Source organism: Corynebacterium sp. HMSC064E08, from assembly GCF_001811805.1.
In the GTDB taxonomy this organism is placed as follows: Bacteria; Actinomycetota; Actinomycetes; order Mycobacteriales; family Mycobacteriaceae; genus Corynebacterium; species Corynebacterium jeikeium_D.
Map to the genome: position 1 here is coordinate 89,930 of NZ_KV806702.1, position 13,094 is coordinate 103,023.

General features: G+C 58.4%; 10 protein-coding genes. 7 read left to right on the top strand and 3 right to left on the bottom strand.

The window, feature by feature from the left end; genetic code table 11:
* Nucleotides 1-21: 21 nt before the first annotated feature.
* The gene (locus tag HMPREF2820_RS08990; RefSeq protein ID WP_016422463.1) at nucleotides 22-417 is read right to left on the bottom strand and encodes a TIGR02611 family protein; all 396 of its coding nucleotides are present in this window, start codon (nucleotides 415-417) and stop codon (nucleotides 22-24) included.
* A 333-nt stretch (nucleotides 418-750) separates the two neighbouring features.
* On the opposite strand from HMPREF2820_RS08990, the gene HMPREF2820_RS08995 reads away from it, so the two are divergent.
* Nucleotides 751-1,923 carry a serine hydrolase gene (locus tag HMPREF2820_RS08995; RefSeq protein WP_049172060.1) on the top strand — a complete coding sequence of 391 codons (1,173 nt, stop codon included), beginning with the start codon at nucleotides 751-753 and terminating at the stop codon, nucleotides 1,921-1,923.
* A gap of 128 nt (nucleotides 1,924-2,051) precedes the next feature.
* Here HMPREF2820_RS08995 and glgB read toward each other — a convergent pair whose 3' ends face one another.
* On the bottom strand, nucleotides 2,052-4,247 hold the full coding sequence (glgB, locus tag HMPREF2820_RS09000; protein ID WP_049172061.1) for a 1,4-alpha-glucan branching protein GlgB: 2,196 nt from the start codon (nucleotides 4,245-4,247) through the stop codon (nucleotides 2,052-2,054).
* Between the two features lie 180 nt (nucleotides 4,248-4,427).
* Nucleotides 4,428-6,458 carry an alpha-1,4-glucan--maltose-1-phosphate maltosyltransferase gene (locus HMPREF2820_RS09005; protein ID WP_049194095.1) on the bottom strand — a complete coding sequence of 677 codons (2,031 nt, stop codon included), beginning with the start codon at nucleotides 6,456-6,458 and terminating at the stop codon, nucleotides 4,428-4,430.
* Nucleotides 6,459-6,598: 140 nt separating this feature from the next.
* Between HMPREF2820_RS09005 and HMPREF2820_RS09010 the strand changes: the two genes are divergently transcribed.
* The 6 genes from HMPREF2820_RS09010 to HMPREF2820_RS09035 all read left to right on the top strand — a co-directional run bounded on the left by HMPREF2820_RS09010 (nucleotide 6,599) and on the right by HMPREF2820_RS09035 (nucleotide 13,048).
* Nucleotides 6,599-7,435 carry an ABC transporter ATP-binding protein gene (locus HMPREF2820_RS09010; protein ID WP_048735276.1) on the top strand — a complete coding sequence of 279 codons (837 nt, stop codon included), beginning with the start codon at nucleotides 6,599-6,601 and terminating at the stop codon, nucleotides 7,433-7,435.
* Nucleotides 7,436-7,441: 6 nt separating this feature from the next.
* Nucleotides 7,442-8,281, top strand: coding sequence for an NUDIX hydrolase (locus HMPREF2820_RS09015; protein ID WP_070603732.1), 840 nt, complete (start codon nucleotides 7,442-7,444; stop codon nucleotides 8,279-8,281).
* 54 nt (nucleotides 8,282-8,335) lie between these two features.
* On the top strand, nucleotides 8,336-9,520 hold the full coding sequence (locus HMPREF2820_RS09020) for a THUMP-like domain-containing protein (RefSeq protein WP_070603734.1): 1,185 nt from the start codon (nucleotides 8,336-8,338) through the stop codon (nucleotides 9,518-9,520).
* 337 nt (nucleotides 9,521-9,857) lie between these two features.
* Nucleotides 9,858-10,643 carry an electron transfer flavoprotein subunit beta/FixA family protein gene (locus HMPREF2820_RS09025; protein ID WP_049194091.1) on the top strand — a complete coding sequence of 262 codons (786 nt, stop codon included), beginning with the start codon at nucleotides 9,858-9,860 and terminating at the stop codon, nucleotides 10,641-10,643.
* Nucleotides 10,644-10,697: 54 nt separating this feature from the next.
* Nucleotides 10,698-11,642 (top strand): electron transfer flavoprotein subunit alpha/FixB family protein, encoded by a 945-nt coding sequence (locus HMPREF2820_RS09030; RefSeq protein WP_016422471.1) that lies wholly within the window; start codon nucleotides 10,698-10,700, stop codon nucleotides 11,640-11,642.
* A 254-nt stretch (nucleotides 11,643-11,896) separates the two neighbouring features.
* Nucleotides 11,897-13,048, top strand: coding sequence for a cysteine desulfurase family protein (locus tag HMPREF2820_RS09035; protein ID WP_070603845.1), 1,152 nt, complete (start codon nucleotides 11,897-11,899; stop codon nucleotides 13,046-13,048).
* Nucleotides 13,049-13,094: the final 46 nt, after the last annotated feature.

Consider the following 13,094-nt stretch of genomic DNA (forward strand, 5'->3'; position numbering starts at 1 on the left):
GCCTGGAAAGCGCTCAGGCTCCTAGCTTGAAGCGTCGGTGTATGGCCAGTCATCCGGAGCCATGAAGTAGTAGACGCTGCCCATTACAGCGGCCATAAACGCCATTAGCAACAGGAAAAGTGTTGCTTTCATTGCCACATGACGCTCCGCATACCAGGCGTAAAAGGCGTCCAATTTTGCTGCCAACCAGATGTTCAGGCGACGTGTCGGCGGATGCACCAACGAGAGAATTCCCAGTGCAACAAAGATGCAGAGCCATCCGGGAGCAGGAGTTGGCAAAATGATAATGCCAACAATGAGCAATACGAAGCCTGCGACGAGAAGAACCGGGGAGAGTACCGGCCCATACCAGGTGTTGCGCATATGGGCATGGCGAATCTGCATGCGGTCCATCAAGCGATGTACCTTTTCCTTCATTGCGATTCACTTCCTCCGATTTTCGGTGCCGTGCGCTATTTCTAGCAGCGGTCTCGGACGAGGCATCGTTGAAGCATTAAGCATCAAATGTGCAGCTCAACTGCCTGGGTGCACCGTTGGACATTGATTCTTTTAATCATGTCTATATTTAATCCATTGTTGCACAAAAGCTGCGCCCCAGTGCAACGAGATTTTTCGGAAGGTGGTAATCTTCCAACAGTTCTCAGTGGTTTACAGCAGTTACCACTGCATCTCATCCACCTGTTCACCTCAGACAGTTCATACTGCGCTAGGTGCCTTTGGTCTTCAGTTTTCTGCAGCCAGGAGTTTTGCATGCGACTTCGCCCCAAAGCCCTTCGCGCTACTTCCGCCTCGGTCATTGTTGCGCTTTCGGCCTCGACTCTGTTGGCGGGGTGCACCATCGATGTCCCAAGCACCACCGGGTCCAAGGCCACCACTGCTACCACAAAACCTAATGCTCCAGATAACGGTTGGGATGCTTCCGAGGAAGTCACCTGGTCTGATGCACAGGACGTCCTCGATACTGCGGCTAAGAGTTTCTCCGACAACTATGGCATTGATTTAGGTGTCTATTTGCGTGTCATTGACGGTCCATACAAAGGGCTCACGGCGTCGGTAGGCGAGGATACGAAGGAGTACTCCGCATCGACCATCAAGGCTCCGTTAGTGGTTACTGCGCTGAAGAAATTCGGCGATGACCTAGACAAGACGGTGACGGTCGATTGGGACAATGGTGTTGGCGGAAGCGTGATTGGCCCTGGCCAATACACGCTCGACGGGCTGTTGCAGTACGTGATGCGGTATTCGGACAACACCGCGGCGAATGGGTTGATTGACGCTGTCGCTGGTTTCGACGAGGTCAACAAAACCATCAAGGAAGCCGGTGTTGATGACAAGCGCTACCACCTGGGCAACAAGTTCAACATCCCCAATCCCAGCGGTGATCGGTCCTGGTTTACTCCCTCTCAAGCTGCGCTGTTCATGGCACGTCTCCAGGAAGTGGCCGATGGCACCTCAAAGCACAACTTCATTACCAAGGACACGGCACAAACTGCATTGACCTACCTCACTTACGGTGGTTCGCAGAAGTTTGTGATGTACGTCGGCTCCGCAGTCCAGAAGACCGGTGACACTGCCGAGGGCGTTAATGACCACGGTATTTTGTACACCGCAGCCGGACCCATCGCTTACGCCATTACGACGCGCTTTGATGAGGTGCCGCTCAATGAGCTTACCGACGGCCTGCTCGGCCAGCTGGGTTCCCAAATAGCCCCGCTTCTGCCGGATTACAATCGCCTTGGTAAGGATGGCAAGCCACTGACTGCCAAGCAGGCTGCGACGTGGAGCGCGGATGAGGATGGCGACGGCATTCCGGATCGCATCGGAACCGACAGCATGGATGGATCCGCGTACACCGATGATTCAGATTCTGCGAATTACAACGAATCTTTGGAACCTGACTGGTTCAATCCGTTCCGAGGATAAAACCTGGATACGCTCCCCAAAACAAAATTGCCCGTGTGTCAGGTTTTCAGGCCGAAACTCAGATCACTGAAAACCGTGCAGCACGGGCAATTCCTATGTGATTGTCTTTTGTTTGGCTGGATTCGGGACTAGCCCTGCCACTTCAGCCAAACGGCGGTGTTGGCCGGCAGCACCAAATCAATCGAGTGAGCCTGGCCGTTCCAACCGTGCTCGACCGCGGTCACAGTACCGTTTTCACCGTAGCCGGAGCCCTCGTAACGCGATGCGTTTGTGTTCAGAATCTCCGTCCATTGGCCACCGCGCGGTACGCCAATCTTGTAGATTTCCTGCGTGGTTCCCGACAGGTTATAGACGCAGGCGACGACCGAGTCATCGGTGCCGTAACGGACAAAGGACACAACATTGTTTGTGGAATCATCCGCGTTAATCCACTGGAAGCCCTCTGGGCGGTCATCCTGGGTGTAGAACGCTGGGTTTTCCTTGTAGATGGCGTTGATGTCCTTAACCAGCAGCTGAATGCCGCGGTGGAATTCGCCGCTCCAACCTTCGAGGTTGTCCCAAGCCACGGACTCATCGTGGTTCCACTCGTGGTTCTGGCCAAGATCCTGACCCTGGAATAGAAGCTGCTTGCCCGGGTGCGCCCACATGAAGGTCAGGAAAGTACGTAGGCCTGCGGCCTTATCCCAATCGCCGCCCGGCATGCGCTCCCACAGCGAGCCCTTGCCGTGCACGACCTCGTCGTGGCTAATCGGCAGAATGAACTCTTCCGAGTAGGCGTAGACCATAGCGAAGGTGAGCTCATGGTGGTGGTAGGAGCGGTAAATCGGCTCCTTGCTGAAGTACTCCAGCGTGTCATTCATCCAGCCCATGTTCCACTTCATAGAGAAGCCCAAGCCACCGTGCTCGGTAGGTGCGGTCACACCCGGCCAAGAAGTAGATTCTTCGGCCACGGTGAGGAAGCCCGGGTTGTGCTTGTGTACCGTGGCGTTGAATTCCTGCAGGAACTGAACAGCATCGAGGTTTTCACGGCCACCGTACTGGTTCGGCAGCCACTCGCCTTCATTGCGGGAGTAGTCCAGGTACAGCATGGAAGCCACTGCGTCGACGCGCAGACCGTCGATGTGGAACTCTTCTGCCCAGTACAGTGCGTTGGCGTAGAGGAAGTTGCGTACCTCGTTGCGGCCGAAGTCGAAAACGTAGGTGCCCCAGTCGCGCTGCTCGCCGCGGCGCCAGTCCGGGTGCTCGTAGCAAGCCGTGCCATCGAAGCGGGCAAGTGCGAACTCGTCCTTCGGGAAGTGCCCCGGAACCCAGTCCATGATGACACCGATGCCAGCGGCGTGGAAGGCATCAACTAGACCGCGGAACTGATCTGGGGTGCCGAAGCGGCTGGTCGGAGCGTAGTAGCCGGAAACCTGATAACCCCAGGAACCGGTGAACGGGTGCTCACATACTGGCATGAACTCCACATGGGTGTAGCCCATGTCGACCACGTAACGCACCAGCTTCTCCGCCATAACCTCGTAGCTCAGGCCCTGCTTCCAGGAACCCAAGTGGACCTCGTAGATAGAGATGGGCTCTTCGGTCCAGTCTGTGTTGGCGCGCTTTTCCATCCACGCTTGGTCGCTCCAGGCGTAGTCGGAGGTCGCAACAATCGACCCGGTAGCCGGTGGGAGCTCAGCAGCACGCGCCATCGGGTCGGCCTTATCGCGACGCTGTCCCTCCGGTGTCGTGATGGCGAACTTGTAGACTTCGCCCTCACCCACACCCGGGATGAACAGCTCCCAGATACCTGCGCCACCCATAGAGCGCATTGGGTACTGCGCGCCGTTCCACATACAGAAGTCACCGACCACGGCGACGCCGCGTGCGTTCGGAGCCCAGACCGTAAACGAGGTGCCTTCGACCGTACCCAGCTCTGTGTCGTAACTGCGAAGGTGAGCACCGAGAACCTTCCACAGTTCCTCATGACGTCCCTCGCCGATTAGGTGTAGGTCACCAGCGCCGATAGTGGGGAGGAAACGGTAGCCGTCGGCACGCTCTACGGTCTCGCCGGAGTCCCACGTAATGCGCAGACGGTAGTCGAAGTCATCGCCGCCGGGGACGAGGGCGGTGAAGAAACCGTCGCCCAGGTTCTCCGCTTCAAACTCGCCGCGCGTGCTGACGACAGTAACTGCCTGAGCGCCGAAGACCCTCGTGCGAATAACCGTGTCACCGTCCACGACGTGTGCGCCGTAGATGCTGTGCGGATCGTGATGGGTGCAGTAGCGCAGGCGATCCATATCGCCGGAATCAATTGCGAGGCGGGGATCTGTGTGGGCTCCCATGGAAGGTCCTTCCGAAGCGTTTCTAGGTAGGTGAATGTGAAGTTGTTGAGTTAAGTTTTAAAGAAATAGAGGGAGGTAGGGGACAGTGGGCTGCTAACTCACCCGCCAGCCTAACGACGAATCGTTGCGACAGTGGTCAGGTCAGCGGCCCACTAACCCCGAAAGTTCCCAGCAAGCGTTCTAGCCCTCGTAGTCGGGGACGTCGCGCCAAGCCAACTTGTGGCGGAGCTTGACATCGATTTCCGGCAGCTTGATGATGTGCGCAACGTTTTCCCACGGTGCCAGGCGGACGTAGTTGTCCTTGCCCCAGTTGAACTGGTTGCCGGTAATCAGGTCAGTGACATCCATGCGGTCGTGGTTGCGGAGCCCGATGCAATCCATGTCGAGGTGCACGGTAGCTTCCTGGGCATTCCACGGATCGAGGTTGAGAACAACGAGGATGGCATCGCCGGTGACCGGATCGAGCTTCGAGTAAGCCAGCAGGTTGTCATTGTCGATGTCGTGGAAGTGCAGGTTGCGCAGCTGCTGCAGAGCAGGGTGCTCGCGGCGAATCTTGTTCAGCGTGGCAATGAACGGCTCCAGCGAGTTGCCGGTGGCCAGTGCCTGGTCGTAATCGCGGCTGCGGAGCTGGTACTTCTCGCTGTCGAGGTACTCCTCGGAGCCCTCCTTGACCGGAACGTTTTCAAACAGCTCGAAGCCGGAGTACATGCCCCACAGCGGAGATAGGGTGGAAGCCAGCGCGGCGCGGATGGCGAAGGCGCCACGGCCGCCCTTGACCAGGAAGTCATGCAGAATATCTGGGGTATTGACCCATAGGGATGGGCGAGCGATGTCCGCATGGCGGGTAATCTCCTCGCCGAATTCGGTCAGCTCTTCCTTCGTAGTCTTCCACGGGAAGTAGATGTAGGACTGAGTGAAGCCAGCCTTGGCCAGGCCGTAGAGGCGGGCCGGGGCGGTGAAGGCCTCGGCGAGGAAGATGACCTCCGGGTTGGTTTCGTGAACGGTTTCAATCAGCCATTCCCAGAAGTTGCCCGGCTTGGTGTGGGGGTTATCCACGCGGAAGACCTTGACTCCACGCTTGACCCAAAACTTCACTACACGCAGAACCTCTGCGTACAGGCCCTTGGCATCGTTGTCGAAATTCAGCGGGTAGATGTCCTGGTACTTCTTCGGCGGATTCTCGGCGTAGGCAATGGTGCCGTCCGGCAGCACGGTGAACCACTCCGGGTGAGCCTTAGCCCAGGGGTGGTCCGGTGCACACTGGAGCGCTAGGTCGATAGCGACCTCGAGGTCGCGCTCCTTAGCAGCCTTGATGAATTCCTTGAAGTCCTTTTCGTCACCGAGGCTCGGGTGGATGGCGTCGTGGCCACCTTCTGCGGAGCCGATAGCCCACGGAGATCCGACATCGCCCGGTTCCGGGGTCAGGGTGTTGTTGCGACCCTTGCGATTGATTTCACCGATTGGGTGAATCGGGGGCAGATAGACCGTGTCGAAGCCCATGCGCTGAGCGCGATCAAGCTGTGCAACCGCAGTCTTGAATGTGCCGTGCAGCAGCTCGCCATTTTCGCCGTAACCACCGTTGGAACGAGGGAAGAACTCATACCAAGAGGAGTACAGGGCTTCGCGGCGGTCAACCTTGATCTTGCGGGTCTTTCCGCGGGTCAAAAGGTCGCGCACCGGGTGCGCCTGCAAAATGGCGCGGGTCTCGTCGGAAAGCGCGGCTGCAATGCGGGCGCGAAGATCGCCGTCGCCGCGCAGACCTGCGGCGATGGAGCGTAGGTGGTTGCGGTGGATAGCAGCGGCACCAGCGGCGGCGCGGTCGAAGAGAGCGGCGCCAATTTCTAGATCATTAGCGAGTTCAGCTTCGCTCTGACCCGCCTCGAACTTCTTGGTGATAGCGTTGCGCCACGTTGCCATCGGGTCGGACCAGGCATCAATGCGAATGGTCCACAGCCCGGGAACGTCTGGGACGAAGGTGGCGTTGACCTGATTTGGATCATGGTCAGAAAAGTGCATTGGAATGCGCTGTGAGCGGGAAGCAAAAGCTGATTCCTTCGGCCCCTTGACGTTGAGCGTGGCGTTCATCGCGTCATGGCCTTCTCGCCAAATGACGGCAAAGGTTGGGACGACTTCACCCACTACGGCCTTCGATGGAGTTGCACCACCGTTGATTTGAGGACGGATGTCATCAATACCGATTCGACCAGTCATAAAAGACGTTCTCCTAATTGTCGGCGAGCTAGGTGAAAATCGAAGCAAAACCATCTCGAGTGAACTCGATTTGCTCTCTACCGAGGATAGATGAGAATGTCCAAGCGCACATTTGGGCAAAGTTAGGGCACCATGGATGTGTGGCTGAATTGGAAGAAGACTTTAACGAAGATTTGCTACTCGACTTTCGCGACGTAAACCTCATCCGTGGTGGCCGTACGCTGGTCGGGCCGGTGGATTGGCAAGTAGAACTTGATGAGCGCTGGGTCATCATGGGGCCGAACGGCGCAGGCAAGACTTCTTTAATGCGCATTGCTGCAGCGGAGGAGTTCCCGTCTTCAGGGGTGGCCCATGTGATGGGCGAGCAGATTGGGCGCACCGACATGCGTGATCTGCGCACCATGATTGGTTTGACATCATCGTCGATTGCTCACCGCATTCCCAATGACGAAAAGGTCGCGGACCTTGTTATTTCCGCCAGTTACTCCGTCCTGGGGCGCTGGCGTGAGACCTATGAAGAGATGGATTTCGAACAGCTCTCCGAGATTCTCGAGCGCATGGGTGCTGAGCATCTTGCAGACCGCACCTGGGGCACTCTCAGTGAGGGAGAGCGCAAGCGCGTACTCATCGCACGAGCCATGATGGTCAACCCCGAATTGCTGCTTCTCGACGAGCCGGGAGCCGGACTCGACCTCGGCGGTCGCGAGGACCTCGTCGGTTACTTAGGCGAACTCGCACTCGACCCGGATGCGCCGGCGATGGTGATGATTACGCACCACCCGGAAGAAATTCCGTACGGCTTCACCCATGCGATGCTCCTCGACGAAGGCAATGTCATCGCACAGGGGCTTATTGACGACGTCCTGACCAGTGAGAACCTGACCAAGGCTTTCCACCAGGAAATCGTCGTCGATCGCATCGATGATCGCTACTTTGCGCGCCGGGCACGGCCTGCTGGAAAGCACCGGAAGAAGTAGACGCTCATGGCGGTTCCGACACCTGAAACCCCGAATACACCCGCGTCGCCGAAACTGGCTGCGACTGTGTTGCTGCTCCGCGACACCCACTGCGGGCTCGAGGTCTACGTTCAAGAACGCGTATCCTCAATGCGCTTTGCGGCCAACATGACCGTGTTCCCCGGCGGTGGAGTAGACCAGCGTGATTTCCCCGCTGTCGCGAATGAGGTCATGGCCGTGACCGAGCCGTCGGAAGCCGACCCTGAGTCGCGGATCGCGCAGGCTTTTAACGTCGACTGCGCGCGGGCGCACGCGCTCACCTGCGCGGCCGTGCGTGAGACCTTTGAGGAAACAGGCACTCTGTTGGTTCGCGATGCTGGCGGTGAGATTGTCGCAGATGGTCACCGCTTCCACCGTCAGCGACGACAGTTGGAAGCCCACGAGTTGTCATTGACGGATTTCCTTAGCAATGAAAATCTGGCGCTCGATGCCGAACTCGTCAGTCCTTGGGCTAACTGGGTGACACCCGAATCCAACCCCATTCGCTACGACACCTATTTCTTCCTCGCCGCGCTTCCCGACGGTCAAAGGGCCGACGGTGACACCTCTGAGGCATCATCTTCAGGTTGGTTCCGACCGACTACGATTTTGGATGGATGGCGCCGTGGGCTACTTGGCCTCATGCCTCCGACCTGGTCGCAACTGACTCGCTTGGACGGTGTCAGTACTGTGGCGGAGGCTCTCGAGGCGGCCAGAAACACTCCGGTGCGACGCACCAGTAGTGACTTCCTCGGGGAACCTTTTATGGATGAGTACTTTGCCGTTGCCACCCACATGGGGCATTTGCGCAAAGGTATGAACCGTTAGACGACTACTCAACCCCCGTTAACCGGCTGATCCCTAGTTGGAAGGAGATAACGAGTGTCCCTGTCCGCTGCAGAGGTGGCCGCTGTTGCTGCTCATCCGGAGTGGCTAGATGAGGCCGACCAGCTCGCGCTCACTAAAAAGTCTCTGATTGCAGACTCCGCGCATCTACGCCAACACTGTGGCGAGTTTGGTCGCGCGGTCATTGAAGTCGCGGCAGCTCGGCGTTCGGCGGTCAGCAAACTGCCAGGGGACTGGATCTTCTCTTCCGAAGCAGCGCAACAGGCCACGCCCTTTGTCGTCGCGCTGGCTCGCGCCCGTCGGCTTGCGCATCTCGGTGTCGAAGCAGTGGCCGATGTGACCTGCTCCATTGGTACTGAAGTGGCAGCAATTGACCACGAGGGCCTGACCGTCGTCGGGTCTGATCTCGACCTTGCACGGCTGGCCACGGCGCGGCATAACGTCGGCAAGAACATCTTCGCGCAGGCCGATGCTTTGCAACCGGCCTTTGACGCACCCGTCATTGTCGCTGACCCTGCCCGCCGCTCCGGTGGGCGTAGGATCACCAACCCGGAGGACTTGCTCCCATCGCTGCCGGCGCTCATAGCCGCCTGGCCCGACAAAGAACTAGCTATCAAATGCGCGCCAGGCCTCGACTTCAGCGAGTGGAGCGGGGAAGTGGCTGTCACTTCGGTGGACGGTGCGGTCAAGGAGGCATGTCTATATACGCCGGGGCTGGCCGGAGTTACCGATGGGCAATCCGTAACGCGATCGGCGATGGTTATCCAGACCGTCGATAAGCACAGGCCGTTAGAGTTGTCGGCGGTGGACGTGCAGACCTACGACGACACCATGCCTGACGACGCCGATGTGCGCGCTGCCGGCCGGTACATCATTGATCCGGATGGGGCGATTGTGCGCGCCGGGCTGGTGCGGCATTTTGCGGCGGCGCATGGGCTCTGGCAGCTCGATGAGCGGATTGCGCACGTCAGTGGCGATGTTTTGCCGCAGGGGATTGCCGGGTTCGAAGTTATTGAGCAAGTGGGGTTGAAGCAGGTTCGCAAGGCACTGGCAGCGTTGGATTGCGGATCGGTGGAGATTCTCGTGCGCGGGGTAGACGCCAACCCCGACGCGTTGCGCAAGCAGTGGAAGCTTAAGGGCTCCAGGGCATTGGCGGTGGTTGTCACGCGCATCGGACGGAGCGCGACGGCGTTTATCTGTCAGCCCCGGGAGATCGGTTGAGGACCGCTTTACGACGGAAAACTGGTGGGGGTAGCCCGTTGGGGATCGGTGTTTGCTGTCGGCGAATACTGCGGAGATAGCTGCAGTTGATTGCGTACTATTAACGTCTGACATGCGGAAATAGCATGTTGGCGGGCGGGCTGTGCTCGTGGTGTAGAAAAAAATTTAAAAAAATAACGACATTGTTATCTGGATCACCTTCGCATTGGCGATAGGTTCTGTTATCTTCAACACAGACGACCTAGAGCGTGGTCTGGTTCACTTTATTGTGAGGCGGCTTGCGAAGTAAGGTCAGATAAACGTTCACCAGTAATCAACCAGTAAGGACGACAGAAAAATGCCGAACATCGTGGTTCTGGTCAAGCAGGTTCCGGACACCTGGTCCGAGCGTAAGCTCACCGATGACAAGTTTGTCCTCGATCGTGAGTCTGCAGACGCAGTTCTCGACGAAATTAATGAGAACGCTGTTGAGGCTGCCCTGCAGCTGAAGGAAGAGCACGGCGGAAACGTTACCGTCGCAACTGTTGGCCCGGATCGTGCCATCGAGGCACTGCGCAAGGCTCTGTCCATGGGTGCAGACGACGCCGTCATTCTTTCGGACGACGCACTTGAAGGTTCCGACGCTGTTCAGACCGCATGGGCTCTGTCCAACGTCATTGACACCCTCGAAGATGTTGACCTCATCGTCACCGGTAACGCCTCCACCGACGGTGGCACCGCTTCCGTCCCGGCTATCCTCGGTGTCTACCGCGACCTTCCGGTTCTGACTCACCTGCGTTCCGTCGCTATCGACGGTGACTCCATCACCGGTGAGCGCGAGGTCGAAGACGGCATCTACCAGCTCAAGGCATCCCTGCCGGCAGTCGTTTCCGTCACTGAGAAGGCTAATAGCCCGCGCTTCGCATCCTTCAAGGGCATCATGGCCGCTAAGAAGAAGCCGGTCACCGAGCTGACTCTGGACGATGTTGCTGCTGAGGCAGAGCAGGTTGGTCTCGAAAACGCTGCTACCGGTGTCACTGGCTCCACTCCGAAGCCGGCTAAGACCGCTGGTGAGCGCATTAACGATGAGGGAGACGGCGGCGCCAAGCTGGCCGAGTACCTCAAGGCCCAGAAGTTCATCTAAGGCGCTTGACGCGAATAGAAGACAAATAGAGATACAAGTAGGAGAAAGATCACTATGACCGACGTCCTCGTTCTCGTCGAGCACGCAAATGGCGAGCTGAAGAACACCACCGCTGAACTGCTGACCGCTGCTTCCGCATTCGGCACCCCGGCCGCAGTTGTCGTGGGTACCCCGGGTACCGCTGCTGGCTTCGCAGACACCCTGGCCTCCTACGGCGCTGGCGAGATTCTCGCTGCTGAGTCCGACGATGCCGACAAGTACCTGATCACCCCTGAGGTTGACGTTCTCGTCGGCCTGGCCTCCGAGCGTGAGGTTCCGGTGCTGGTTTCCGCTTCCGCAACCGGCAAGGAAATCGCTGGCCGCGTCGCTGCGCTGACCGGTTCCGGTCTGCTGTCCGACGTTGTTGCTATCAACGATGACGCTTCCGTTAAGTACTCCATCTTCGGTGGCGAGTACATCGTCGACGGTGTCGGCTACGGCGCATCCCCGGTCTACGCTCTGCGTCCGGGCTCCGTTGACCCGGAGGAGAAGTCCGGTTCCGCTGACGTTACCGAGATTGCATTCCCAGAGATCGGCAACAACGCTGTCGAGATTGTTTCCTTCGCACCGGCTGAGGGCGGCGACCGTCCGGAGCTGACCGAGGCTAAGCTGGTTGTTTCCGGTGGCCGCGGTGTCGCATCCGAGGATGGCTTCAAGAACGTTGTTGAGCCGCTGGCAGACGTTCTCGGCGCAGCTGTTGGTGCTTCCCGTGCTGCTGTTGACGCTGGCTACTACCCGGGGCAGTTCCAGGTTGGCCAGACCGGTAAGACCGTTTCCCCGGACCTCTACGTTGCTCTGGGTATTTCCGGTGCTATCCAGCACAAGGCAGGTATGCAGACCTCCAAGACCATCGTTGTGGTCAACAAGGACGAAGAGGCTCCGCTGTTCGAGATTGCTGACTTCGGTGTCGTCGGTGACCTGTTCGACGTTGTCCCGCAGGCTATCGAGAACCTGAAGTAATACGCACTTGCCTTAAGGCTGCTAGTTGCGTAAGGCTGCTGGCCGAGAGTCAACTCGGCTAGCAACTACCCGCTCGGGGTGGGCACAGATTTCCTGTCTGTTCCCGCTCCGAGCATTTTTTTTGGTCCTACTCATCTGTTCGTGCAGACAGTGAGGTTTAACTATGGCGGATAGTGAGCATAAGGCGCACGCAGCGTTATACTGCCTGCATGCTTAATGACCACATCGTTGCCGCTCCGGACGAGAAGAGTGAAATGAAGTCTGCTGCGAAGACCCGTCACTTTGTGGATCATGCCGCGACTACACCATTGCGCCCAGAAGCGCGCACGGCAATGGTCGAGAACCTAGGTCTGGCCAACCCCTCGGGGCAGTACGCCACCGCACGCATTGCGAAAAAGGTTCTGGAAGAGTCCCGAGAAGAAATTGCAGAGCTGCTCGGTGCCGATCCCATCGAAGTAGTTCTTACTTCCGGTGGAACTGAGGCCGACAATCTAGCGATTTCAGGCCTGTACTTCAAGGCCTCTGGCTCGGACATTGTGGTTCCACCAATCGAGCACGATGCAGTGTTGAAGACATGTCACCATCTGGAAAAGGAACACTGGGCCAAGATTGTTGAGGCTCCTGTAGGTGCTGATGGTCGCGTTGACATGGTGCAGTTCCCGGAGATTAGTCGGCAGAACACCGCGCTGGTGACGTGCATGTGGGCGAACAATGAGACCGGCACCATCCAGCCGGTGGAGGAGATTGGCAAGCGGGCGAAGGAGGCTCGCGTGCCTTTCCATATCGATGCTGTGCAGGCAGCCGGACATCTGCCAATTGATTTCCACGCAAGTGGCGCCTCTACAATGGCCATCTCCGCGCACAAGTTCGGCGGTCCCCGTGGGATTGGGGCGCTGCTTGTTCGTCGTGAAGCGAAACTTACCCCGCATAACAACGGCGGCGGGCAGGAACGCGGACTGCGTTCGGGCACGCAGGACGTGGCATCGGCGGCGGGCATGGCGGCGGGACTGCGCGCGGCGGTGGACGCGATGGCGGCGGACAATGAGCGAATCCGCGGTCTGACGCAGCAGCTCATCAGGGCAATCGCGCACATCGACGGTGCGATTATCCACACCAGCGAGCTCGCTTTGCCGGGGCATGTCTACGCCAGCTTCCCGGGCGCGGAGGCCGATAGTTTGATCATGCTGTTCGATGCGGCGGGAATTGACTGCTCTACGGGATCGGCATGTAGCGCGGGCGTTAACCGTCCCTCGCACGTGCTGATGGCGATGGGCGTTTCGGAGCCGGAAGCGCGGTCGTCGATTCGTTTTACGCTGGGGTACACCTCGACGCAGGCGGATGTCGACGCCGTCATTTCGGCGCTGCCGGAAACGGTCGAGCGGGCGCGGCGTGCGGGCATGGCTTAGTTTTTGCCCCGTGGTGGTACGGTGACACGTGCACAAAATCTAGAGG

Coding starts and splice junctions, on each gene's coding strand:
- HMPREF2820_RS08990 (WP_016422463.1), bottom strand. CDS start 417: ATGAAGGAAAAGGTACATCGCTTGATGGACCGCATGCAGATTCGCCAT.
- HMPREF2820_RS08995 (WP_049172060.1), top strand. CDS start 751: ATGCGACTTCGCCCCAAAGCCCTTCGCGCTACTTCCGCCTCGGTCATT.
- glgB (WP_049172061.1), bottom strand. CDS start 4,247: ATGGGAGCCCACACAGATCCCCGCCTCGCAATTGATTCCGGCGATATG.
- HMPREF2820_RS09005 (WP_049194095.1), bottom strand. CDS start 6,458: ATGACTGGTCGAATCGGTATTGATGACATCCGTCCTCAAATCAACGGT.
- HMPREF2820_RS09015 (WP_070603732.1), top strand. CDS start 7,442: ATGGCGGTTCCGACACCTGAAACCCCGAATACACCCGCGTCGCCGAAA.
- HMPREF2820_RS09025 (WP_049194091.1), top strand. CDS start 9,858: ATGCCGAACATCGTGGTTCTGGTCAAGCAGGTTCCGGACACCTGGTCC.
- HMPREF2820_RS09030 (WP_016422471.1), top strand. CDS start 10,698: ATGACCGACGTCCTCGTTCTCGTCGAGCACGCAAATGGCGAGCTGAAG.
- HMPREF2820_RS09035 (WP_070603845.1), top strand. CDS start 11,897: ATGAAGTCTGCTGCGAAGACCCGTCACTTTGTGGATCATGCCGCGACT.